This window comes from Streptomyces sp. AM25 (genome assembly GCF_058146165.1).
Genome location: NZ_JBKIWN010000026.1, coordinates 25216 through 49313 on the forward strand (window position 1 = coordinate 25216; position 24098 = coordinate 49313).

A 24098-nucleotide genomic window follows, 5' to 3' on the forward strand; every position below is an offset into this window, starting at 1 on the left:
CATCTCAGAACCGGCGTGCTGGAGCGGCTCACCGCCGCTCGCCCTTTCTCACGGCGCTCCCGCCCCCGGCCTCGGCCGCCGTATCTCCCACGCCCAGCCGCCGAGGCCGCTGAACCCAGCGCATTCCCCCGCGTCTCTCGCGCTCCCCCTCCCCTTCCACACCACCACAGGACCATCCGCTTTGCCTCCTCGCACGTCCCCGTCCGCGTCCTCCTCCCCGGCCACGGACCTCCTCTTCCGGATCCTGATCGGCGCCATCGCCGTTTTCGTCCCCTTCGCCACCGCCTCCTGGATCGGCGGCAACGCCGTCGCCTTCCTCACCACCGACACCGACTCCCGTGCCCCCTTCCGCCCCGCCGACGCGCTCCTCCACCCTCATGACCTCTGGCCCGAGACCGGCGACACCGCCCTGAACCTCGGCACCCTCGTCTTCCCCAGCGTCGTCCTCGTGACCATCGCCGCCGTCGCCGCGCGGCTCTACATGCGCCACAAGAACGGCACGAAGGGCGGCAAGGCCGTCAAGGGGATGGCCACCCGGCGGGACGTCGAGCCGCTGCTCGCCCGACAGATCACCGCCAAGGCCAAGGAGCTGCGGCCGAGTCTGGCCAAGAGCGAGACAAAGAAGATCGATCCGCAGCAGACCGGAGTGCTGCTCGGGGATCTCGCCGGCACCCGCCACGAAGTCCGCATGGGCTACGAGGACGTGGCTGTGGCCATCATGGCCCCCCGCTCCGGCAAGACGACCTGCCTGGCCATCCCCGCGATTCTCGGCGCCCCGGGTGCTGTCCTGCTGACGTCCAACAAGGCAGCGGGCGACGCCTATACGGCCACGCTGGAGGCCCGGGGGAAGGTGGGCCGGACATGGTCGATGGATCCTCAGCAGATCGCGCACGCCCCGCGGGAGATGTGGTGGAACCCCCTCGCTGACGCCACCAGCCTCGAAGGCGCCGGCCGTCTGGCCGGCCACTTCGTCGCCGCCTCCGTCGACAGCAGCAATGCCGGCGACTTCTGGTCCAAGGCCGCGCAGAACATCCTCGCCCAGCTCTTCCTGGCCGCCGCTCTGGACCGGCGCCCGATCACCGACGTGATGCAGTGGCTGGCCTTCCCTGCCGACCGCACCCCGCTGGACCTGCTGCGTGACCACGGTTTCGACGCTGTCGCCGCTCAGCTCAAGGGCACCGTCGAGGGCCCGCCCGAGACCCGCGACGGCATCTACGAGACCGCCCGCCAGTACGCGGCCTGCCTGCTCTCGGCCGATATCGCCGCCTGGATCACCCCGCAGGACGACGTCGCGGAATTCCGGCCCGCCGAGTTCGTCCAGGGACGCGACACCTTGTACCTGCTGTCGAAGGACGGCGGTGGCGGAGCGAGCGCGCTGATCGCCGCGTGCGCGGACTCGGTGATGCGCACGGCGACCGCGCACGCCGAACGTTCCGGAGGCCGCCTGGACCCGCCGATGCTCGCGGTCCTCGACGAGGCAGCCAACGTCTGCAAGATCAGCGATCTACCCGACCTGTACAGCCACTTGGGATCGCGCGGCATCATCCCGATCACCATCCTGCAGTCCTACCGCCAGGGCCAGAAGGTCTGGGGCGACTCGGGCATGGACGCGATGTGGAGCGCGGCCACCATCAAGGTCATCGGCTCCGGCATCGACGATCCGGACTTCGCCGACAAGCTCTCCCGGATGATCGGCGACCACGACGTCGAGACCGTCTCCACCTCCACCTCGGACTCCGGCACTTCCAAGTCGGTCTCCATGCGGCAGGAGAGGATCCTGCCCGCCGACGCCATCCGGGCCCTCGCCAAGGGCACCGCCATCTGCCTGGCCACCGGCATGCGCGCCGCCATGCTCACCCTGCGCCCCTGGTACAAGGAGCCCGGCGCCACCGAACTCTCCGCAGCCTCCCAGCGCACCTCGCAGGCCATCACCGCCCGTGCCGTCGCGAAGGCTGCACCGAAGCAGGACAACTTCGGGCAGGCCGCATGATCCTGGACCTGTTCGCCGGCCCCGGCGGCTGGTCGCACGCCCTGACCGTCCTCGGCGCCCACGACGTCGGCCTGGAATGGGACGAGTGGGCGTGCAAGACCCGGGCAGCCGCCGGGCACACCACCATCCGAACCGATGTGGCGCAGTATCCGACGTGGCCGTTCACCGGGAAGACCACAGGGCTAATCGCGAGCCCGCCGTGTCAGGCGTGGTCGATGGCTGGAATGCGCCTCGGTCTGATGGACCAGCCCCTCGTGCACCAGGCCGTCACCGACCTCGCGCAGGGCCGCGACACCCGGACCCGACTCCTGGGCGCGTGCCGGGACGAGCGGTCCCTGATGGCCGCCGAACCAATGCGCTACCTGTACGCCCTCAACCAGGCAGGCGAACCGGAGTGGGTGGCCATGGAAGAGGTCCCGGACGTCCTTCCGCTATGGAGGCAGTACGCCGCGATCCTGCGCAGCTGGGGCTTCTCGGTGTGGACGGGGATCCTTAATGCGGCCGACTACGGTGTGCCACAGACGAGACGGCGGGCGATCCTGCTCGCCTCCCGCACGCGCACCGCCGAACCACCGGTTCCCACGCACGCGAAGGTCGCCGAGCCGGAGTCGCTGTTCGGTCCGGGGCGTGCTCGGTGGGTGTCGATGGCCCAGGCGCTCGGCTGGGGTGCCACCGACCGTCCCGTGCCGACTGTGTGTGCCGGCGGCGGTCCTGGCGGAGGGCCCGAGCCGTTCCCTTCTGGCTCCCGCAAGGCCCTCGCCGACGCCCGCGACCGCGGCACCTGGAAACGCCACCCGTGCAGCACCGGGCAGAAGCCCTCCGCCCGTGCGCCGGTCGCGAGCCCTTCCGGGGCGCGCTGGGCCTGGTCGCTGCGCAGCAACAACCAGGCCAACGCCACTGTCCGGGGTCTGGACGAGCCGGCCGGGACGTTGTTCTTCGGTCACCGCGCCAACGAGTGCCTCTGGGTCGCCGACCCCGTCGACGGGCAGATCCACAAGGACGGTCCGATGCCGGACCCGATCCGGATCACCGCGGCCGAGGCCGGCCTGCTGCAGACGTTCCCCGCCGACTACCCGTGGCAGGGCAATAAAGGCCAGCGGTTCTCCCAGATCGGCAACGCGGTTCCCCCGCGACTCGCGGCCCATCTCCTGGCCCCGCACCTCGGTAGAACCCTGGGCCCCGACGACTTCGCCCTGGCGGCCTGATGCCCAACTCCACCCTCCCTCAGCAGGACCGCGGCCTGGACGAGCCGGTTCCGCCGCAGCCGGTGTACTACGCCGAGCAGGCACTGCTTGGCGCTCTCCTTCTCGACCCGCAACAGCTGAAGACCGTTGGCGCCCTGGAGCCCAGCCACTTCGGCAACCACTCCCACGCCGTCCTCTTCGCGGCCATGCGCACCATCCCCCCGCCCGCCGCCGAGGCGCATGCCAGGGAACCGGTCTGGCTGAACGCCGTTCTGCACGCCGCCCGGCCCGAAGCCCCTGGCCTGACCGCCGCCTACCTGCACAGCCTGGTCCACGCATGCCCCTGGGCCGGGCACGCGGCCGCGTACGCGCGGCTAGTCCGAGCCGACCACGCCCGCCGGAGCCTGCACATACGTGCCCAGCGCCTGGCCCAGTCGGCCACCGACACCACGGGCCCCGACCCGGCCGCCGCTGTCCTGGACCAGGCCGATGCCCTAGCCCGGTTCCTGGACGAACTCGCCGACCAGTTCGCCCCGCACCCCGGCTCGCTCCCCCGCACGCCGACCCCCACGACCCGGCCCTACCATGCCGGCGAGGATGCGGTGGAGGAAGAACGGCTGTTGCTGGCGTCCGCCACCGCCCACCCCTCCGGCCTCAAGACCATGCGATGGCTGCAGCCTGACGACTTCGTCCTGCCCCTGCACGGCGCCCTCTTCCAGTGCCTGACCGCCCTGGCCCGCCGGGACGATCCCGTCGACGCCGTCACCGTGCTCTGGGAAGCTCAGCACCGCGGCCTGCTCACCACGGACATCACCCCAGCCGACCTGATCGCCTTGCTCTCCACGCCCGTCGGCTCACCGGAACACTGGGGCGAACGCGTCCTCCAGCGCTCCCTGCTCGCCCGGGCGCACACCATCGCCCTGCGGATCCAGGCATTCACCGACGACCCGGCCAACACCCCTCACCAGCTCGTCACCGGCAGCCGCCGCGCTCTCGCCGACCTCACCACCATCCGCGCCCGCTGGCAACGCACCACCCCACCACATCACTCACCGGCACCCCGCCACGCGCCACGCCCACCGGCAGCCGCCCGCGCCGGGCCACCGGCCTCCGTCAGCGTGTACCGAAGCCCCCGGTCGGCCACAACCAGCCGCCCGCTGCCGCCCCTCACCGCCAACGCCCAGCCGACCCGCAGGCGGTAGACCAGCACCCCCGTGCTGCGTGGATTGGTTCCGAATCTGTACCTACACTGTCCCTACATAAACGGGGAGGCAGCCATGGGCAGGCCGAAGGGCGACGGTGAAACTCCCAAGCGGAACGTCCGCATCAAGGAGTCGCTCTGGCAGGACGCGAAGAAGGAGGCCAAGAAGGAGGACCGGACGATCACTGATGTCATCGTGTCGTCGTTGACCAAGTACGTAGCCGAACGCCGAGCACAACGGCGAGCCCAGAGGGTAATCCCGCTCAGCGACGATACGGCGACCTTGCTGCTCCACTTGACGGCGGACCAGCCGAACGGCTTCGTGTTCCGGCCGAGGAGCGTCCAGCTCCGCACCTTCCACGCCGCGAACAGCCAAGTCGTTCTGCTCGACTCCAGCGAGGTCTCGCGCATGCTGCGCGCACTGAGCGCCTCCTACCGCGCGCCCCTGCACAGGGGCGTCACACAGGACCTGGAAGAGCTGGCCGACGCACTCGACGTGCAGGCCCTGGCCGCCCAGGAAGCAGCCCGCGGCGACGGGTTCGTCTAGGGGATCAGCGGAGGGCAGCGGGCAAGAACGCGGCAAGGCCGATGGCAGTGCCGACCGCCAGCCCCCACACGATCGCACGCATCCGTGTCAGCTCCGACTTCACGGCGTCAGGGTATACGCCGGCTGTCCCAAGCTCGAAGGGCCGAGGCGCCTCAGCTATACCGCGGTGTAGCTGAGGCGGAACAGGTCCTGGGCTCGCTCCAGGTCCCGGTCCGTGCGCAGTTGAACCTCCAGGTCGCCGGTCCCGTGGTGGCCGAGTCCCGTCACGTCCCGGGTGAATCCCGGGACGAGGTCGACCTCCTTGGGGTTGACCTTGAGGTAGACGAGCAGTTTGTCCCGCTGCGGCGGGCAGACACAGGCGAAGTTCCGCAGCCGCTGGTACGCGCGGTAGGTCTTGCGCTGCACCGTGGTGATGTCGCCACCGAGGCCCAGCAGGGCCTGGTCGACCTCCGCGAACAGCTCCTGCATCGCCCCCTTGTCCACGCGAGCACTGGGTACTCCGGCCTCGCTCGCCCGCCGGACACCCGGGGGCGCCGTCTGGGCAGCGACGGAGGCGACCGTCTCCAGGCCGAAGTGGTCCTCGCCGAAGAAGCGGTAGCGGACCAGGTCGATACTGCGCCGGTGCTCGCGGATGGCGTGCACGTCGTAGCGGGTGAAGTTGCCAGCAACGCAGATCAGCCTGGGCGCGCTCCACAGCACCTGGTCCGCGACCGCTGCCCCGAACCGGCCGCGCACCAGGTGCCCGAACTCCGCCCTGTGGTCCACGAGCCACGACAGGTAGAAGAGACCCTGGTTGACCACACCTGCGTCAGTCGCACGCTTGAACTCAATAATTACCGGAGCACCGTTTTCGTCAATACCCAGGGTGTCGATCCGGCCTCCGTGTACAGGGCCCGTGCTGTACTCGCTCGCCAGAAACCGCACGCCGAGTATCGCCTCGAGATTGCCCTCGACGAGGGCCTGCACCTCCGCCTCAACCTCGGCAAGACGCGACGTCACCTCCGCCACGGCACCTTTCGTGTGGAACAGCTTCAGTCCCGACACCTCCCCCTCCTCAACTGCATAAGCGCAACGTCAGCAAAGGGAGATGTATTTCCGCTAACCACCTACCGGGATGCTGTCACCTCGTGATGCACGGCATCGAGCCCGCCTCGGGAGATGCCAGCCAGGGCAGGCCACGCAAGTGGCCCCACCAGGTTGAACCGTGCAGGCTACCTCGAAGTGGTGGAACATAGCGCGGGATCACCGGTTAGCCAAACCGGTGATCCCGCGCATCATTGATAGTCCACCGCCACTATCTGCCCACACGTCGGAAGGCATCGCCAAAACAGCCACCTGACACCCTCCGTCAGCGCTTCACGCCGTCCACCTAGTTCACGCGGAACAGGTCCGCAGCCACGCTCCAATTCCCACAGAGCGAGCATGACGTTCTGGGCATCAGTGCTGTTACGGAGAACCGCCTCACGCCCTGGGTGAAACCCAATGCGCAGTCGAGAGCATTGGGCCTCGGTCCGCGCATCACCCCCAGGGCAACGCGGGCATGACCTCGCCTACGTCAGTCACCACGATGCCCGGCACCGTGGCCCACTGAGCAGCCACAGGTCGTTCGCCCCGCAGTTTTGAAACCTACTGACGCCGCATAGGCAGCGCCACTTTGAAAGCGACTGGAGAATCCACAATGCACAGGCAGGCAGACGAGCTGCACGGTGCCCAGTACAGCCCTACGCACATCCGCGCCACCTGGAGCGGTACGGGAAGCGTGGAGGACGCGTCCAAGGCCCTCGGGTTCTCGCGGGCGAAGGGCTACGACTTGGTTCGTCACGGGGAGTTCCCCTGCCGCGTGATACGCATCGGCCGTAAGACGCGCGTCGTCACCGCCTCCCTGCTCCGTGTACTCGACAGCGGAGAGCCGGAGTACAGCGGCGCCCGCACCGAACACTGCGCGCCGTCGTAGTCCGCAGTGCGACGAACCCCCGCCGTAGGCCACTCGGCGGGGGTTCGTCGTATCACCAGCAATCACAGCAGTCACAGGCGTGTCACCAACTGCGCAGAGCTCCCGAGACAAAAGGGTCCTAACTTGGCTTTAAGCACCTCTCATGGACCTGCTGGACGCCCGTGGACGGTCTATACGACCTGTGCCAGGTGGTACCGAGGGCAGGTCCCGAGACCAGTACCGGGGCGTCTTCTGGCCCGTCACAGCGCTCCCACATCTCACCTGCAGTCCTACCGCCAGGGCCAGCAAGTGTGGGGCGACGCCGGGATGGACACCACGTGGTCCGCCTCCACCATCAAGGTCATCGGCTCCAACCCCCTCCATGGCAGTCACACAGCGTGTCTACGGCGATGATGGTTCGCGGCGTGCCGCTGCCAGTGCGCCGTCCTTCCTGGGGAGAATCTGGAGAGTTTCCGCGCCGCCGGGGAGCGCGTGGGGAGGATCGGCCGCATAAGAGGGCACGCCCGCGAAAGACTCTGAAAGGCTCATCTGCCCAGGCCAGCCACAGATGCAGCCACATCACCGCAGGTCAACGCCGCTAGCTGGACACCTTGATGAACAAGGTCACCGGGCTCGCCCGGCTCGTCCCCGAGAGTCCGGCGCCGCAGCCGGTCAGGACGTCCAGCCCACGGTGAGGGTCTGCACCGCGGAGCCGTCGAGGTCGGAGAGCTTGGTGCCGACGAACTCGCGGGCCCGGTCGGAGGTCTGCACCCGGAAGGGCGGCCGCTCCGCGGTGAGGACGTCCACGACGGCCGCGGCCGCCTCGTCGGGGGTCTGCGCGGCGCCGAAGGACGTGCGGGCGCGGTCGAGGTAGGCCTGCAGGGCGGGGGCGTACGGGCCCGCCTCCTCCAGCATCGCGGGCATGTCGACGCCCACGTTCGCCACGAACTCGCTGGCCACCGCGCCCGGTTCGACCACCGAGACGCCGACGCCGACGGTGACGGCGACGGGGGCCAGCGACTCCATGAAGCCCTCGACGGCGAACTTGGCCGCGCAGTAGGCCTCGTTGAAGGGCTGCCCGACGACGCCGCCGACGCTCGTCACGGTGACGACGCGGCCGCCGGAGGCGCGCAGGTGCGGCATGGCGGCCCGGGTGACCTCCACGACGCCGAAGAAGTTGACCTCCATTGCGGCCCGCACGGCGTCGACGGTGCTCTGCTCGACGGTGCCGAGCTGCCCGGCGCCTGCATTGTTGACGACGGCGTCCAGGCGGCCGTGCGCGGCGACGGCCGCCTCCACGCAGGCGGCGACGGAGGCGGGGTCGGTCACGTCGAGGCGCTCGACGTGGACGCGGCCGTCCACCCCGGCCTCGGTGGCGGCGGCGCGCAGCGCACCCGCCTTGGCGGTGTCGCGCATGGTGGCGACCACGGTCCACCCGGCGCGGGCGGCGGCCACGGCGGCGGCCAGCCCGATGCCCGAGGAGGTGCCGGTGATCAGGACGGTCTTGACGGGGGGCATGGGTCTCCTTCACGAAGCAAGGTGTGTGCGCACACACTAGAGTTATGTGTGCACGCACGCAACCCGTAGACTGGCCCCATGGCGCACACCGACATCACCCTGGGAGAACTCCCCGCCCGCGACCACGCGTTCTACGGCCTGGTGTGGGCCGGCACGACTCTCAGTGCCCGGGTCGACCAGGCGCTGATGCGGGCCCACGACCTCCCGCTGTCCTGGTTCGAGGTCATGCTGTGGCTGCGCCGGCAGCCCGAACCCGTGGCCGCCTCCGCCCTGGGCGCCAAGACCCTGCTCAGCCGCAGCCAGGTCTCCCGCGTCGTGGACGCCCTGCAGGCACGCGGCCTGGTCGCCCGCATCCCCTCCCCCACCGACGCCCGCTCCGTGCAGATCGCCCTCACCGAGTCCGGCCGGCAGGCCTTCGCCGCGGCGGACGCCACGCGCCGGGAGGCCCTGGCCGAGGTGTTCGACGACCGCCTCGACGACGGCGACATCCAGGCGCTGGAGACCGTCTGGGCCAAGCTCAAGCAGCAGCCGCCCGCGCCCTGACCGGCGCCGGCACTCGTCCCAGCAGGTGGTCTTGCCGGGCGGGCGGTGCACCGCGCCGTCCGCAGGGTACGTAGAGGCCCGACTCCCCGCAGACGGTGATCGAAGAGGACGGCATGCCGGCAAGCAACGCCCCGCAAGGCCCGGGCCGGGAACCCCGCTCGGAGCGCGGGCTGCGGGTGCGGCCGGTGTCCTCGTGGTGCGCGGCCGGCTTCAGCGCCGGACTGGGCCTGACGCTGGCCTACCTGGCCGTGCAGACCGTGCTGCGCATCAGCGGCATCCTCACGCTCCTGCTGCTGGCGCTGTTCGTGGCGATCAGCCTGGAGCCGGTGGTGGCCGGGCTGGCCCGGCGCCGGATGAGCCGGGGGTGGGCGGTGACCCTGGTCGTCCTCGCCCTGCTGGCGGTCCTGGCCGGGTTCCTCGCGCTGGTCATCCCCCCGGTCTCCGGCGAGGTCGCCTCGCTCGTCCACACCGCGCCCCAGTGGCTCGACCAGCTGCACGACCACCACTCCTTCCTCGGCCGCCTGGAGGACCGCTACCACCTCGTCTCCAAGGCCCGCCGCCAGTTCGGCTCCGACCTGGGCAAGGCCGTCGTCGGCGGACTCCTGGGAGCCGGCCACGTCGTCATCAACGCCGTCACCGGCACCGCACTGGTCATCGTGCTGACCGTCTACTTCATGGTCGGCATGGAGCAACTCAAGCGGTTCGCCTACCGGTTCGTCCCGCTCAGCCGCCGGGCCGGGGCGGTGCAGCTCACCGAGGAGATCCTGCTGCGCGTCGGGCGGTACATGCTCGGCAACGCCGTCACCTCGGCCATCGCCGGACTCGCCACGTTCTTCTGGTGCATCGGCTTCGACGTGCCGTACGCGGCGGCACTCGGCGTCTTCGTCGCGCTGATGGACATGATCCCCGTCATCGGATCGACCATCGGCGGCATCGTCGTCAGCCTCGTGGCCCTCTCGGTGTCCTTCCCGATCGCCGTGGGCACGGCGTGCTTCTACATCGGCTTCCGGCTCGCCGAGGACTACCTGATCATGCCGAAGGCGATGCGCTACGCCGTCAACGTGCACCCCATCGTCACGGTCGTCGCGGTGGTGGTCGGCGGCGCCCTGCTCGGCATCGTCGGGGCGCTGATCGCCATCCCGGTCGCCGTCGGCATCGGCATCGTGCTGGACGACTCGGTGTTCCCGCGGATCGATGCGGCGTGAGGCACGTCCGTACAACTGGACGCAAAGGGACCGAATTCGAGGATTCGGAGGGTCAAGTGAGCATTGCAACCAGTCGAGTTGAGGACCACGCACTGCTGCTGAAGCTGTAGGATCGCCGACGGCGCACCTCGCTGGTGCACCTCCCATCAGAGGCAACCTCCGGGCCCCACTCCTTCGGGGCCCGGCCCGAGCCTCTGATGACGGCCGACCGACCGGGATTTTCGGCGGCCCGTTTCAAGGAGGTGCCCCTATGGGGGGGTCGCCACAGGAAGAAGCCTCTGTGGGAACGGATCGCTGCGGTGATCCGGGAACTGTGGAGGTGGATTCTGCGGAAGTGACCTGGTCCGCCCTCCGACAAGCTGAGGGCGGACGCGCGGGTCACTGATCCGCTTGGGTCCTCGCTCGGATACCGGCCGGGCGGGGGCCCTTCTTCATGCCCTGGGCGGCCTCTGATACGCACCCGAGAGCATGCCCGGCCAGCGTACCGGCCCCGGCGCCACCGCACTACCGAATCACCAGGACCGCCCGGTACCGCCTACGGATCCAGTACGGTCCACTCATGACGGACCACGGCGACACCGGCCCTGCTCTGCCCCACGCCCAGCCGGCACAGGACATGCAGGGCGACACCGCGACACCCGTGCCCCGCCCGGCACGGGACGACTCCGGGGACGTCGGCCGCAGCACCTCCGGCCCTCAGCAAGGGCTGTGGCAGCGACTGAAGGCAGCGTGGCGCGGGGAGATCTAGGGCGGGTCCGGCGGATCGGGCGCTCTTCCCAGCCGTGACCGGGCACAGTAACGTCCGAAACGTGCCCGCCCGATCGCCCGTTGCCGCGCCGCCGGGGTGGAGCCGCTGGCTCGTGCCGCCCGCCGCACTGTCCGTCCATCTCGCCATCGGCCAGGTCTACGCCTGGAGCGTCTTCAAACCGCCGCTGGAGTCCTCGCTCGGCCTCTCCGGCACCGCCTCCGCGCTGCCGTTCCAGGTGGCGATCGTGATGCTCGGCCTCTCCGCCGCCTTCGGCGGCACCCTCGTCGAACGGCACGGACCGCGCCGGTCGATGCTCGTCTCGGCCGGCTACTTCTCCTCCGGCTTCCTGGTCGCCGCCCTCGGCGCGGCCACCCGCCAGTACGCGCTCGTCGTGGCCGGCTACGGCCTCCTCGGTGGCATCGGGCTGGGCATCGGCTACATCTCGCCGGTCTCGACACTCATCCGGTGGTTCCCCGACCGCCCCGGCATGGCCACCGGCATCGCCATCATGGGCTTCGGCGGCGGCGCCCTCATCGCCTCCCCCTGGTCGGTCGCGCTGCTGTCGGCGTTCGGCGCGGACGCACCGGGGATCGCGCGGACCTTCCTCGTCATGGGCCTCGCCTACGCCGTCTTCATGACCCTCGGCGTCCTGCTGGTCCGCACCCCGCCCGGCTCCTGGCAGCCGCCGGGGGCCGCGGCCGCGCCGCGGCCTCTGGTCACCACCGCGCAGGTGTCGGCCCGCAACGCCCTGCGCACCCCGCAGTTCTGGTGCCTGTGGGTCGTGCTGTGCACGAACGTGACCGCGGGCATCGGCATCCTCGAGAAGGCCGCACCGATGATCACGGACTTCTTCGCCGCATCCTCCGCACCGGTCGGCACCGCCGCTGCCGCCGGCTTCGTCGGCCTGCTCTCACTTGCCAACATGCTGGGCCGGATCGGCTGGTCCTCCGCCTCCGACCTGACCGGCCGCAAGAACGCCTACCGCCTCTACCTGGGCGCAGGAGCCCTGATGTACCTGCTCCTCGCCCTGTCCGGCGGCTCCTCCAAGCCCCTGTTCATCGCCTGCACCGCCGTCGTCCTCTCCTTCTACGGCGGCGGCTTCGCCACCGTCCCCGCCTATCTCAGGGACCTCTTCGGCACACACCAGGTCGGCGCGATCCACGGACGGCTGCTCACCGCCTGGTCCACCGCGGGGATCCTCGGCCCGCTCATCGTCAACGCCATTGCCGACGCGGGGAAGTCCGCAGGCCGCACCGGGCCCGCCCTCTACGCCCCGTCGTTCGCCGTCATGATCGGACTGCTGGCCGTGGGCTTCGCCGCCAACGAGTGCATCCGCCCGGTCCACCCGCGCCACCACGAACCGCCCGACGACGGCGGCCGGCCTGCTGCCCTGGAGGACGAGGGGGTGGCACCGTGACGGCCGCCCGCAAGGTGCTGCTGGTGTTCGCCTGGCTGTGGGTGGGCGCCCCGTTCGCGTACGGAGTGTACGAACTCACCCTCAAGCTGCGGCAATTGTTCGCCTGACGGCCGTCGCCGCATGGCGGGAGTGAGCCCGTCCGCTGCCCTGAGCGCTTGCACGTTCTTGACGCGCCGTCGGAGGCGAACCGGAAGAAGCGGGACCGCGGCGCGGGTATGTTCGGCCTGTCCGCCCCCGCACGGCCCACGGAAGGCCCGCTCATGCTCCCGCAGAAGCCCGCCCTGCGCCCGGTCGTCTGGCAGCCGCCGGGCCGTCCCCCGCGGTCGCGCGTCAAGGTCAGCCGGCCGCCGCTGCCGCGCGTGCGCCGGCTGCCGCTGGGCGGCAAAGCGCCGGAGGACGTCCGGGTCGACTCCGCGGGCCGGGTGCTGACCGGAGTGGAGGACGGGCGGGTGCTGAGCGTCGACCCGGTCAGCGGGCGGGTGTCCACGGTCACCGACACCGGCGGCCGTCCGCTGGGCCTGTGCCCGCTGCCCGACGGGCGGCTGCTGGTGTGCGACGCGGAGCGGGGGCTGCTGCGCACGGACCCCGCCTCGGGGCGCACCGAGACCCTGCTGCGCGAGGCGGCCGGGCGGCCGCTGACGGTGTGCAGCAACGTCGTGGCGGCCCCGGACGGCGCCCTGTACGTCAGCGACGCCAGCCGTCTGCCGCTGGAGCACTGGATGGGCGATCTGCTGGAGCACACGGGCAGTGGGCGGCTGATCCGGTACGAGCCGGGTGCGGGCACCGCGGACGTGGTGCTCGACGGGCTGCAGTTCGCGAACGGCGTGGCGCTGGCCCTCGACGGCTCGTTCGTCGTGGTCGCCGAGACCGGCGCCTACCGGCTGACGCGGCTGTGGCTGACGGGCCCCCAGGCGGGACGGCGCGAACTGTTCGCCGAACTTCCGGGGTTCCCGGACAACATCTCCACCGGGCCCGGCGGTCTGATCTGGGTGGCCATGACCGGTCCGCGGGAGCCGATGCTCGACCTGCTGCACCGCACCCCTCCCGGTCTGCGTCGCGCGCTCTGGAAGCTGCCGACCGCCCTGTTCCCCGGGCCCAGGCGCACGGCGTGGGTCATGGCCCTGGACGCGGACGGGCGCGTGGTGCACGACCTGCAGCGCCCGGCGGACGGCTACCGCTTCGTCACCAGCGTGTGCGAACACGACGGCGTGCTGTACCTGGGGAGCCTGGTCGAGTCGTCCCTGGGCGTCGCCGGACCGGTGCCGCAGTCCTGACAAGCCGGGCCCTTCTGGACGTTCACGCTGCCGCGTCACCATCGCTCAACGATCACCTCACCGTTCCTTCGCGAACCGTTCACGGAACGTCCAGCACCGCTCAGCATGCTGTCCGGCGACCATTACGCACCAGTAAATGCGTGCCGGACCACCGTCGTTGCGGCACGCCACGTTGCTGACCGATCGTCAGGAGACGCGGCATGCCCGCATACAGCAGACGCCACTTCCTCACCGGCACCGCGGCCGCGGCGGCCGCCACGGCCCTGTCGCTGGGCAGCAGCCGGTTCGCGTCTGCGGCCGCCCTCGACCGCGCCATGGCCGCGACCGCCGCCCGCGCCGTCCGCACCGCGGGCACCACCCTCGAACAGGCCGCCACGGCGACCGGCGGCGGACCGTACAAGCGCCTCCAGGCCGGGCCGGGCTGGCCGCTGGTGGTGCGCACCGAGCTCGCCCCGGCGGCCGCGGCGCGCGACGGGAAGCGCACCGCGCTGGCGTCCTTCGTGCAGTTCACCGACCTGCACCTGGCGGACACCGAGTCCCCGGTGCGCTTCGAGTACCTGGCCAAGTACATGGACAGCGCGCACCGCCCGCAGGAGTCGCTGACCGTGCGCGGGGCCTCCTCCCTCGTCGAGCGGGTCAACGCGCTGCCCGGCGGCCCGTTCACGGGAAGCCCGTTCTCGCTCGTGATGGCGACCGGTGACAACACCGACAACCACGAGCAGATCGAACTCGACTGGTACCTCACCGTGATGAGCGGCGGCGAGATCACCCCCAACAGCGGCGACCCCCGCCGCTACGAGGGCGTGCAGAACTCCGGCAGCGCGCTCTACTGGAACCCCGAGGCGTCCTTCCAGGACTCCTACAAGGCCAAGGGCTTCCCGGAGATACCCGGCTTCCTCTCCGCGGCGGGACGTTCCTTCAAGGCGCCCGGCCTGCGCACCCCGTGGTACAGCACCGTCGGCAACCACGACGACAGCATCGAGGGCACCCTGCCCGACGTCGGCCTGCTGCACTCCCTCTACACCGGCGGCCGCAAGCTGGAGGGGATCGACGACACCGAGGCGGCCAAGCTGGCCGACGCCCTGCGCAACGACCCCGCCGCTGCCGTCCTCCACCTCACCAAGCTGCTCAAGAGCGGCGGCCCCGTCCGGCACGTCACCCCCGACCCGCGGCGCACCCCCTTCACCCCGGCCGAGTTCGCCAAGGCCCACCTGGACCCCGCCCGCACCGGCCCCGGCCCGGTGGGGCACGGCTTCACCGACTCCGCGGTCGACAGCGGGCACCTCTACTACACCTTCCCCATATCCGACGGCGTCCTGGGCATCAGCCTGGACACCACCAACCCGGCCGGCTGGGCGGACGGTTCGATCGGGACGGCACAGCTGTCGTGGCTGGAGTCCGTGCTGCGGTCCCACAGCAGCCGCTGGTACGACACCGACGGCGGCGTCGTACGCGGCGGTCGGTCCGACCAGTTGGTCGTGATCTTCAGCCACCACACCAGCAGCACCATGGGCAACCTGCTGCCCGACCCGCACCACCTCTTCGAGAAGCGGCACGACGGCAACGAACTGGTGGCGCTGCTGCAGCGCTACCCGAACGTCGTCGCATGGGTCAACGGCCACACCCACGAGAACCAGATCCTCGCCCACGGCCACGCGACGCCCGAACGTGCCTTCTGGGAGGTCAACACGGCGTCCCACGTCGACTTCCCGCAGCACGCCCGCATCATCGAGATCACCGACAACGGCGACGGCACCCTGTCGCTGTTCACCACGCTGGTGGAGTCGGCCGCCCCCTACGCGACCGACTTCGGCGACACCTCCGACGCGGGCCTCGCCGCGCTGTACCGGGAGCTCTCCTTCAACGACCCGTACGCCACCCCGGCGCAGAAGCTCGGTGCCGCGGCCGACCACAACACCGAACTGCTGCTGGCCAGGCCCGGCCGCTGACCCGGGGCCCCGCGCCGGGGAGGAGCCGCATCAGCCGCGCAGCACCGCACGCAGCGCGAACAGCAGCGGGATCCTCGGCGCGGCGTCCGGCAGCCGCCACCAGCCGTTCCCGGCGGGCTCCATGGCGGGGAAGCGACGCCACGGCAGCAGGTCCGTCTCCCGCAGCACGTCCACCGTCAGTCCCGCGGCGGTCGCGGCGCCGACGACCTCGCCGAGGCCGTGCCGCCACTCGTAGCTGACCGTGTCCCCGTGCAGGGGCGGGCCGTCGGTGTAGGTGTGCACGGAGTCGTGGCGGTCCGGGCCCCGGCCCTCCAGGTAGTCGTGGCGCAGCAGCAGTTCGTGCTCGCCGGGGACGGGCACCGGGCCCAGGGCGTTGAGCAGCGGGTGGAACTCCGCCACGTACAGCATCCCGCCCGGCCGCAGCAGGGCCCGGACCACCTCCGCCCACCGGTGCAGGTCGGGCAGGTAGCACAGGGCGCCCTTGCCCGTGTAGACCACGTCGAACCGCCGCCCGCCGACGGCCTCGACGGCCCGGTGGACATCCGCCCGGACGTACTCCACCGCCCGCCCCGCCTCCGCGGCCAGCCTGCGCGCCTCGGCCACGGACGCCCCCGAGAAGTCCAGCCCGACGGTGCTCGCGGCGCCGCGGCCGGCGAACGCCTGAGTCTCCACGCCCAGGTGGCACTGCAGGTGCAGCACGTCCCGTCCGTGCAGGTCGCCGAGGTCGTCCCACTCGAAGGGCGCGAACCAGCCGTCCGGGGAGCGGGACCCGTCCAGCCCGTAGAAGTCGCTGGCGACGTGCACAGGGGTGCGGGCGTCCCAGTTCCGGGCGTTCGCCCGCAGCATGTCCTCGGTCGTCGGCTCGTGCTCTTCCGTCGTCATGCGCCCTTTCTACTGCGAACGGGGACCGCGCGGTACAGGCCAGGTGCACCCGGCCGCCCCGTCGTGCCTTGCCGCGGACCGGGCCCGGCCACCCGCATACTGCGATCACGATCCGGGCCCGGTACCGGTGGTCAGGAAGGGTCTCCGTTGTGATCAGCAGATCGTTCACCGCCAGTGCCACCCGTCGCGGCCTGCTGCGGGCGCTCGCGGCCACGGGCGGTGCCGTCGCAGGCGGCCTGCGTCCCGTGCCGGCGGCCTCGGCCCGCCACCCGCTGCCCCGCGCGGCGCGCCGGCACAAGCCGGACCCGGACAAGGCGCACGAGATCCGCTCCGAGTTCGTCCACGCCTGGGAGGGGTACAAGCGGTTCGCCTGGGGGCACGACGAGCTGCGGCCGGTCTCGGGGGGCCACAGCGACTTCTTCGCCCACGGGCACCCCGTGGGGCTGTCGATCGTCGAGGCGCTCGACACGCACTACGTGATGGAACTGGACGCGGAGGCCGACCGGTGCGTGCGGTGGATCACCGGCCACCTGGACTTCGACATCGACGCCGACTTCCAGGTCTTCGAGACGGTCATCCGCATGGTCGGGGGCCTGCTCGCCGGCCATCTGGCCACCGGCGAGAAGGGCCTGCTCGACCTCTGCACCGACCTGGCCGACCGGCTGCTCCCCGCCTTCACCACCTCGCCGACCGGTATGCCCTACCGCTACGTCAACCTCCGTACGGGCGAGGTCTCCGGGCCCGTGCTGCCGCTCGCGGAGGTCGGCACCAACCTCCTCGAATTCGGGGTGCTGTCCGACCTCACCCACGACTCCCGCTACCGCAAGGCCGCCAAGCGGGCACTGCGCGCGGTCTACCAGCGGCGCTCGTCGCTCGACCTGCTGGCCACCAGCATCAACGTCGAGACCGGCCGCTGGGCCGACCGGGAGGCCGTCTCCTTCAACCCGCCGGTGGACTCCTTCTTCGAGTACCTGTGGGGCGGCTGGGCGATGTTCCGCGACGAGGACTGCCTGAACTGGTTCCGCACCCTGGAACCCGCGGTCAAGAAGCACCAGGCCGAACGCGTGGGCGAGCTGCTGTGGTTCAAGAACGTCGACTACCGCACCGGAAACCTGCTCAGCAGGCGCCAGTCGTCCCTGGCCGTCGCCATCCTCCCGGTCGGCGGGGACAACACCCTGGCCGCGGACTACTTCCGCTCCTGGACCGCGGTCCTCGACAAGTACGCCGTCATCCCCGAACTCATCGACTACGCGCACCTCGAGGTCGTCGACCCCCACAACCAGCTGCGCCCCGAGTACGCCAACTGCGCCTTCGAGCTGTACTGGCAGACCGGCGACCCCTTCTACCGCACCGCGGCATGGCGCTACTTCAAGAACCTGCGCACCCACCACCGTGTCCCCGGGGGCTACACGGTCGTCACCGACGTCACCCGCAACCCCATGCCCAAGGGCGACCACTGCCCGGCGTACGTCTTCGCCGAGAACTTCAAGTGGCTCTACCTCACCTTCGCCGACGCCCCGCGCTTCGACTACGCGCGGGGCTACCTCAGCACGGAGGGCAAGATCCTACGGGGCCTCCGCCGCGCCCCGTAAGGGGCGCGGGGCTGTGTCCTTGTACGACTCCGCCGCGTGGGCGCGACCAGCCGCGACGGACCCGCAGACGGACTAGTCGTCGTCCACCCCCATCACATCCCGCGCCCTGCGCCCCGGCGTCATCCCCAACTGCCAGGCCTGCCACCCGCGTTCCGGCTCGATGCCCTGCTGCAACAGCAGGGCGAAGGACGCAGCGGCCTCGGCCAGAGCCGGGTCCGGCGACGGCTCCCGGCGCAGCTGCGCCAGTTCCTCCTCGGCCACCGCCGCCCCCACCACCGTGCCGCCCGGCGAGGCGAACGGGAGCAGTGTGCAGCGCAGGAAGCCCGCCCAGCCCGCCCCCCGCCGGTCGCCGTAGCCCGCGAACAACCGGACTGCCTCGTCGGCCAGTTCCAGTGCCGGGCCGGTGCGGTCGTTGCCCGCGTCGATGACGGCGAGCTCCACGCAGGACCAGGCCTCGCCGTGCGGGACGCCGACGCGCTGGAAGTCCGACCGGGCCTCCTGCAGCAGCTGCCGTGCGAAGCCGCTGTTGCGCAGCGAGCCCGTCTGGGCCGCCCGCTGATCGCGGGTGACGCGGCCGGAGTGGTGCCGGGTGCAGGCCAGCCCGTACTGGTCCCGCATCCGGTTGAACATCACGCGGGCCCGCTCCAGTTCGCGCACGGCGGACGCCAGGTCGCCGAGCTCCTCCAGGGACTGGCCCAGGTAGTACAGCGTCCAGGCCTCGCCGCGGGCGTCCTCGTTCCGCCGGTGCCGGGCCGCGGCCTGGCGGAACTGCTCCGCGGCGGAGGCCGCGTCCCCGTCGAGCAGGGCGGTGCGGGCGAGCTGGGTCAGGGCCCAGGCCTCGCCGCGGGCGTCCTGGGTGCGCCGGTAGAGCTCCAGCGCCTGGCCGAGCTCCTCCCGCCCCTGCTCGGTGCGGCCGCGGCACAACTGCACCTGGCCGAGCTGGAAATGTGCCCATGCCTGGCCGTGCACGCTCTCGCTGTCGCGGTGCAGCTCCAGGGAGTCGGTCAGCATCTTCGCCGCCTCGGCGAGCCGTCCGCGGTCCCGTTCGACGGCCGCCAGCGCGTGCAGCGTCCAGGCCCGGTCACCGCTCAGCTCGGGGGACGCCTGCAGTTCCAGCGCCTCGCACAGCTTTTCGCCCGCCTCGCGCAGCTGGCCCTGGTGGTGCAGGGTGACGCCCAGGTCGCGCAGGGCCCGGGCGGCCCCGGCCTGGTTCTGGGCCTCGAGGTACAGGTCGACCACCGAGGTCAGGGTCGCGCGGGACTTGTCGAGCTCGCCGAGCTGGCGGGCGGCGACACCGGTGCGCCACTGCACGGAGCGCATCAGCAGGCCCCGGTCCATGGCCTGGGTCAGCTCGCTCAGTTCGCCGAGGCGGTGCAGGTCGCCGCGGAGCAGGCAGTAGTCGCACAGCGCGCCCAGCAGGTGCAGCACCACGGCCTGCTCCACGCCCTCCGCGTGCCGCAGGGCCGCCGTGATGAAGCCGGACTCCTCGTCCAGCCAGCGCAGTGCCGCGTCCAGCGAGGTGAAGCCGTGGACGCCGCCGGGGCCGCGGGCGAACATGTCGGCGCGGGTGGAGGTCTTGCCGTCCACCATGCGGATGACCGAGTCGGCCAGTTCGGCGTAGCTGCGGAACAGCCGTTCCTGGGCGGCGGCGCGCTCGGCCGGCGTGTCCTCCTCGTCCAGCCGCGCCTGGGCGAAGGTGCGCACCAGGTCGTGCATGCGGTAGCGGTTGGCGCGGACGGGCTCGATCAGTCCGGTGCGGGCCAGGGCGGCCAGTCCGTGCGCGGCCTCCTGCTCGTCCTCGCCGAGCAGGGCGGCCGCGGCGGCCGGGCCCAGCGAGGCCCGTCCGGCCAGGGACAGCCGGCGCAGCAGCTTGCGGGATCCGTCGCCCTGGTCGAGGTAGCGCAGCCACAGGGCCCGTTCCACCGGGTCCTGCTGTCCGGAGGCGGCCAGTTCGGCGCCGAGGACGTGCAGGGTGCGCGGGCCCAGGGCGGAGCCGGCCACCCGCAGGGCCAGCGGCAGGCCGCCGCACAGCTCGCGCACCCGGGCCAGTGCGTCCGCCTCGAACGGGTCCTGCGGGGGCTCCTCGGCGACGGCGCGCAGCAGTTCCTCGGTGCCGGCCGCGTCCAGCGGGCCGAGCGGCAGTTCGTAGGTCCAGGCGGCGGTGCTCTCCGGCAGGGAGAGCGGGGTGCGGGCGGTGACCAGGACCAGGCTCTCGGAGCGCTGCGGGATCAGCCGGCGCACCTGCTCGGCGTCGGAGGCGTCGTTGAGCACGATCACGGCGGGCAGGCCGGCGAGGTGCTGGTCGTACAGCTCGGTCAGGCGCTGCAGGTGCTGCTCCTGCGAGGAGCGCTCGCGGAAGAGGAGTTGATCGCGAGGGGCGCCGAGCTGGTTGAGCAGCTGCATCAGTGCGTCACGGGCGGGCAGCGGCTGCTCGTCGGGGCTCTCGCCCCGCAGGTCGGCCACGCCGACGCCGCGGAACTGGTCGCGCAGGTGGTGGGCGGCCCGGAGGGCGAGTGTGGAGCGGCCGGAGCCGGGCAGGCCGTACAGCACCACGACCGTGGGTTTGGTCTCGGTGTTCGCGCGGGCCTGCTGCACCCACTGGCCGATGCTGTTGAGCTCCTTGAGGCGGCCTGCGAACGGGCCGACGGCTTCGGGCAGATGGTCGAAGGTCCGGCCCAGGACGTTGCGCCGCTGGGCCGCCGCGCTGCGGTCCACGCCGCGCAGCGCCGGCCCGCGGCCGGTGGCGGCCGCGGTCCGGTCGGGGCGTGCGGTGCGGCCGCGGGTGGAGCCGGTGACCATGCGCTGGTGGTCCAGGAAGGGGCGGATGCCGCGGACTTCGACGGCCGTCAGCCACTGCAGCCGCAACTGCTCGGCGCCGCCGGGCTGTCCGCGCCGTGCGGCGCGCCCGTGCGCGGCCGACCAGTGCCCGGAGGTGAGCCGGAGGACGGTGGCCGCGGCGCCCGCGACGGCGGCGGCGGCCCCCGCGCCGACCGCGGTGCCGCCGGAGGTCCCGAGGCCGAGGTCGGCTGCGCCTGCGGCGACCGCCGCCACGGCGGTGACCAGGGCCGGGGTGCCGAGCGAGGCCCGCGAGAGGCGGGATCCCAACGGCCGTACGGAGGCGGCCTCCTCGTCCAGGGCACGGATGTAGGCGGCGTACTCCTCCGCGGCCGCGGCGGCAAGGGAGTCCAGTTCGGCGCGCCCCCGGCGCAGCAGCGCCTCGCCTTCCGTGCGTCCGCCGGAGCGGCGCACCTCCTCCTCGACGGCGCGTTCCAACAGCTCTTCGACGTCCCTGCGGTGGTCCGTCCGCACCGCGGTCACTGAGCCCTGCATGTGGTCCCCCTCCGACGGCGTGTTCTTCCCGCTGCTGTTCCCACTGCCAAGTGTTCCGTGTCGGAGGACTCTACGGCGGGGCTACGGGCAACTCGTCGGCGGGGCAGGCCCGGTGTGTCCCGGGCCCACCTCATTCACCTGCGGATTCGTCTTCTTTGCGGGGGCGCGCACGGTTGGTGGAGGAGATGATCCAGGCTGCTCCGCGCGCCGCCAGGATGCGCCTGCGCTGCCAGCGCGAGCTGCGCCGGGCGGTCTTCCCCCCGTCGGAGCAGACGATTGCCAGGCCCGCCAGGCGGCGCCCGGCGCGGGCGAGTTCGGTGAGGAGCCGTGTTCTGCGGGCTCCGTGCCCGCTCACGCTCAGGTCGGCGTACAGGCCCACGATCTCGGACACGGCGGCGCCGATGCCCGTGGCGGGGGCGTCCGCCTTCGGCGTCTCTCCTTGCGGCACTGATGGTGCCCCTTTCGCATCCGGCCTGCCGGAGCGGCCTGTTGACGGTGCCGGCCGGTGCTCAGGGGCCGGTGAGGACGAGCTGGTACAGGCCCAGCGCGCTGACGACGGTGATCAGCACGGTGATGGCCCAGCCTGCGGTCTTCGTCCAGGGACCGATGGTGTGTCCGTCCATCAGCTCGCGGTGCGAGGCGGCCCGCAGGAGGAAGAACAGGCCGATGGGGGTGCCGATGGCGCCGACCACACCGGCCCAGTACAGGAGCTGGATGGGCGGGATCTCCGCGTAGGTGGCCGCGAGGCCGACCAGGACGGACGCGGCCATCGCGGCGAAGAACTTGGGGGCCTCGCGCGGGCGCAGGGACAGCCCGCGCCGCCAGTTGAGGTGGGCGCCGGTGACGTAGGCGGTGGTGGCCGTGATGACGGGCAGGGCGACCAGGGCGGAGGCCAGCAGGCCGAGGCCGAAGAGCTCACTGGCCCAGGCCCCGGCCACGGGCCGCAGGGACTGGGCCGCGTCCTGGGCGGTGTCGACGCTCAGGCCGTGGACGCCCAGGGTGGCCCCGGTGGCGATGAGGATGAACCAGAAGACCAGCGTGGCGAAGAGGCTTCCCGCCAGGGCGTCGAACTGCCGCACGCGGTGCCAGTGCCAGGGGACCTTCTCCTCGGACTGGGAGATGGTCTGCCACACGTAGACGTAGCTGGTGGCGGTGGTGCCGATGAGGGACAGCAGGTCGAAGAGGAATGTCTTGTTCCAGTGCACGTGCGGTATGAGGCTGCCGCGGGCGACCGCGCCCCAGTCGGGGTGCGCGAGGACCGCGGCGGCGGCGTAGGCGAAGAGCACGAGCAGCAGGTACTTCAGGGCGCGTTGGAGCACGTGGTACCCGAGCAGCATCACCGCCGCGAGCAGCACGAGGGAGAGCGGGGCGGCGAACCAGCGCCAGTCCTGGCCGGTGAGCAGGCCCAGTGCGGTGGAGCCGGCCTCCAGGTCCGCGGCGATGGTGACGATGTTGACCGCCAGGATCGACCCCAGGAGCAGCCGCCCGACGGCCGGGCGGTACATCATGGAGACGGCTTCCTGCAGATCGAGCCGTCCGGCCACGCCGACGCGGGTGGCGATCGACTGGATGACGCCGATGAGCGGGAAGAGCAGCAGGACGCACCAGCCCATGTCGTAGACGGTGCCGGCGCCGATGACGGCTAGGGTGGCGACGGTGGTCGGGTCGGTGTCGGAGGCGCCGGCTATCAGGCCGGGCCCGAGGGCGCGCAGGTAGGTGCGCCAGGTGACGGGCCAGGCCCGCTGCTTCTGGGCCCGCGGGCTCCGGTTCTGTATGCCGGACAGGAAGGAGGACGACTTGGTCCTCGATCCGGGCGTGGTCGACATGGGCTGTTCTCTCCCAACCGCTGGGGGACGAGGACCTGTTGCGTGTGATGCGATGGCTACTGCGCGGCCTTGCGGCCGCGGGCCCACTGCAGCCCCCACCCGTAGAGCCGGTCGAGGTCGGCCTGGTATCCGTAGACGTACCGGGCCTCGCGGCGCATGGTCAGCTGGCCGTTGCGGTTCTCGATGAGCGCCACGGCGCAGGAGCGGGCGTGCTGGGCCTGTTCGCGGAGTTCGACGACGAGGCGCTGCCCGGTGGGCGGATGGAAGCTGACGGCGGCGTGTACGCGGCTGAAGGCGGGGGCACCGCTGTAGATGTAGGCGAAGATCAGCAGACGGCGGAAGTGACTGGCCTTGTCCAGGTTGATGTACAGGGTCTCCCCCGATGCGGCGCCGAAGCGGTTGTCGTCGCCGAGTGTGATGTACGGGGGGTGGTACAGGTCGCCGCTCAGGTCGCCGAGCGGCTGCACCACGCCCCGCCGCCCGTCGGCCAGTTCGTACATGCAGGCCAGGTCCAGGTCGACGGTCACCATGGCGGGGCCCTGCCGCTGCTCCCACCGGCCGGTGCGCTTGGACCAGCGCGGCAGCAGACCGTCCCGCCCCGGGCGGAAGTCGGCGGACGGGGTCTGCCAGGTGAGGTTCACGCGCAGGGTGCCGGCGGTGGCCCCGTGGTCGGCGAGGGAGACCACCGGGTGTCCCTTGGTCAGCCGGTTGTGCATCTGGTCCCCGAAGGTGCCGGCGTGGGGACTGCTGCGACTTGTGCGGACGAGATAGCTCCACAGGCTTCCGCCGCCCGCCTCCGGCGACGGCGCGGGCAGGGGCGCGCCGGAGGGTTCCGGCCTGGTCCTGCGCCAGTATTCCCAGGTCATCTTCCACTGTCCTTTCTGCCCGTACGGCAATGGCCTCCGGACGGCAGATCGGGGACGGACACGGCGAGCGGGACGGTCCATGACGGGAAAGGG

General features: G+C 71.5%; 20 protein-coding genes and 1 pseudogene. 14 read left to right on the forward strand and 7 right to left on the reverse strand.

The genetic code is table 11. The features are described 5' to 3' along the window. The first annotated feature begins 181 nt into the window (after nucleotides 1-181). The 4 genes from ACLHRZ_RS29130 (at nucleotide 182) to ACLHRZ_RS29145 (ending at nucleotide 4922) form a co-directional block, all read left to right on the forward strand. The gene (locus ACLHRZ_RS29130) at nucleotides 182-1990 is read left to right on the forward strand and encodes a type IV secretory system conjugative DNA transfer family protein (RefSeq protein WP_490421538.1); all 1809 of its coding nucleotides are present in this window, start codon (nucleotides 182-184) and stop codon (nucleotides 1988-1990) included. Then, nucleotides 1987-3195, forward strand: a complete 1209-nt coding sequence (locus ACLHRZ_RS29135; protein ID WP_490421539.1) for a DNA cytosine methyltransferase — start codon at nucleotides 1987-1989, stop codon at nucleotides 3193-3195. The genes ACLHRZ_RS29130 and ACLHRZ_RS29135 overlap by 4 nt, the downstream gene beginning before the upstream one ends. Further along, nucleotides 3195-4376, forward strand: coding sequence for a DnaB-like helicase N-terminal domain-containing protein (locus tag ACLHRZ_RS29140; RefSeq protein ID WP_490421540.1), 1182 nt, complete (start codon nucleotides 3195-3197; stop codon nucleotides 4374-4376). Before ACLHRZ_RS29135 ends, ACLHRZ_RS29140 begins: the two co-directional genes overlap by 1 nt. 75 nt (nucleotides 4377-4451) lie before the next feature. Beyond that, nucleotides 4452-4922 carry a hypothetical protein gene (locus ACLHRZ_RS29145; protein ID WP_490421541.1) on the forward strand — a complete coding sequence of 157 codons (471 nt, stop codon included), beginning with the start codon at nucleotides 4452-4454 and terminating at the stop codon, nucleotides 4920-4922. Nucleotides 4923-5078: 156 nt separating this feature from the next. On the opposite strand, the gene ACLHRZ_RS29150 is transcribed toward ACLHRZ_RS29145, so the two are convergent. Continuing rightward, nucleotides 5079-5966 carry an endonuclease NucS domain-containing protein gene (locus tag ACLHRZ_RS29150; protein WP_490421542.1) on the reverse strand — a complete coding sequence of 296 codons (888 nt, stop codon included), beginning with the start codon at nucleotides 5964-5966 and terminating at the stop codon, nucleotides 5079-5081. A gap of 634 nt (nucleotides 5967-6600) precedes the next feature. Between ACLHRZ_RS29150 and ACLHRZ_RS29155 the strand changes: the two genes are divergently transcribed. Further along, entirely contained in the window at nucleotides 6601-6876 is a 276-nt protein-coding gene (locus ACLHRZ_RS29155; RefSeq protein WP_078870876.1) for a helix-turn-helix domain-containing protein, read from the forward strand. Nucleotides 6877-7131: 255 nt separating this feature from the next. After that, nucleotides 7132-7227, forward strand: a pseudogene (locus ACLHRZ_RS29160) (TraM recognition domain-containing protein); the annotation flags it as partial. 300 nt (nucleotides 7228-7527) lie between these two features. Here the strand turns inward: ACLHRZ_RS29160 and ACLHRZ_RS29165 are convergent. Further along, nucleotides 7528-8373, reverse strand: a complete 846-nt coding sequence (locus tag ACLHRZ_RS29165) for an SDR family NAD(P)-dependent oxidoreductase (protein WP_490421543.1) — start codon at nucleotides 8371-8373, stop codon at nucleotides 7528-7530. A 78-nt stretch (nucleotides 8374-8451) separates the two neighbouring features. Between ACLHRZ_RS29165 and ACLHRZ_RS29170 the strand changes: the two genes are divergently transcribed. From ACLHRZ_RS29170 to ACLHRZ_RS29200, 7 genes are all read left to right on the forward strand, one after another. Continuing rightward, entirely contained in the window at nucleotides 8452-8916 is a 465-nt protein-coding gene (locus tag ACLHRZ_RS29170) for a MarR family winged helix-turn-helix transcriptional regulator (RefSeq protein ID WP_490421544.1), read from the forward strand. Between the two features lie 113 nt (nucleotides 8917-9029). Beyond that, nucleotides 9030-10121, forward strand: coding sequence for an AI-2E family transporter (locus ACLHRZ_RS29175; protein ID WP_490421545.1), 1092 nt, complete (start codon nucleotides 9030-9032; stop codon nucleotides 10119-10121). Nucleotides 10122-10680: 559 nt separating this feature from the next. Beyond that, a complete protein-coding gene (locus ACLHRZ_RS29180) occupies nucleotides 10681-10869 on the forward strand; it encodes a hypothetical protein (RefSeq protein ID WP_490421546.1) in 189 nt (62 codons plus the stop codon). A gap of 61 nt (nucleotides 10870-10930) precedes the next feature. After that, on the forward strand, nucleotides 10931-12286 hold the full coding sequence (locus ACLHRZ_RS29185; RefSeq protein ID WP_490421547.1) for an OFA family MFS transporter: 1356 nt from the start codon (nucleotides 10931-10933) through the stop codon (nucleotides 12284-12286). Next, entirely contained in the window at nucleotides 12283-12393 is a 111-nt protein-coding gene (locus tag ACLHRZ_RS29190) for an MFS transporter small subunit (protein ID WP_490421548.1), read from the forward strand. The genes ACLHRZ_RS29185 and ACLHRZ_RS29190 overlap by 4 nt, the downstream gene beginning before the upstream one ends. 48 nt (nucleotides 12394-12441) lie before the next feature. Beyond that, entirely contained in the window at nucleotides 12442-13560 is a 1119-nt protein-coding gene (locus tag ACLHRZ_RS29195) for an SMP-30/gluconolactonase/LRE family protein (protein WP_490421549.1), read from the forward strand. A 200-nt stretch (nucleotides 13561-13760) separates the two neighbouring features. Next, nucleotides 13761-15509, forward strand: a complete 1749-nt coding sequence (locus ACLHRZ_RS29200; RefSeq protein ID WP_490421550.1) for a TIGR03767 family metallophosphoesterase — start codon at nucleotides 13761-13763, stop codon at nucleotides 15507-15509. Nucleotides 15510-15539: 30 nt separating this feature from the next. Here the strand turns inward: ACLHRZ_RS29200 and ACLHRZ_RS29205 are convergent, their stop codons facing one another. Next, nucleotides 15540-16391, reverse strand: a complete 852-nt coding sequence (locus ACLHRZ_RS29205; protein ID WP_490421551.1) for a class I SAM-dependent methyltransferase — start codon at nucleotides 16389-16391, stop codon at nucleotides 15540-15542. A 149-nt stretch (nucleotides 16392-16540) separates the two neighbouring features. Here ACLHRZ_RS29205 and ACLHRZ_RS29210 point away from each other — a divergent pair, with 149 nt between their 5' ends. After that, nucleotides 16541-17983, forward strand: coding sequence for a glycoside hydrolase family 47 protein (locus ACLHRZ_RS29210; RefSeq protein WP_490421552.1), 1443 nt, complete (start codon nucleotides 16541-16543; stop codon nucleotides 17981-17983). 72 nt (nucleotides 17984-18055) lie between these two features. Here ACLHRZ_RS29210 and ACLHRZ_RS29215 read toward each other — a convergent pair whose 3' ends face one another. The 4 genes from ACLHRZ_RS29215 to ACLHRZ_RS29230 all read right to left on the reverse strand — a co-directional run bounded on the left by ACLHRZ_RS29215 (nucleotide 18056) and on the right by ACLHRZ_RS29230 (nucleotide 24005). After that, the gene (locus ACLHRZ_RS29215; protein WP_490421553.1) at nucleotides 18056-21313 is read right to left on the reverse strand and encodes a tetratricopeptide repeat protein; all 3258 of its coding nucleotides are present in this window, start codon (nucleotides 21311-21313) and stop codon (nucleotides 18056-18058) included. Between the two features lie 130 nt (nucleotides 21314-21443). Next, a complete protein-coding gene (locus ACLHRZ_RS29220; RefSeq protein WP_490421554.1) occupies nucleotides 21444-21761 on the reverse strand; it encodes a hypothetical protein in 318 nt (105 codons plus the stop codon). 61 nt (nucleotides 21762-21822) lie between these two features. Further along, nucleotides 21823-23139, reverse strand: coding sequence for an NRAMP family divalent metal transporter (locus ACLHRZ_RS29225; protein ID WP_490421555.1), 1317 nt, complete (start codon nucleotides 23137-23139; stop codon nucleotides 21823-21825). A gap of 56 nt (nucleotides 23140-23195) precedes the next feature. Then, nucleotides 23196-24005, reverse strand: a complete 810-nt coding sequence (locus ACLHRZ_RS29230; RefSeq protein ID WP_490421556.1) for a Tellurium resistance — start codon at nucleotides 24003-24005, stop codon at nucleotides 23196-23198. Nucleotides 24006-24098: the final 93 nt, after the last annotated feature.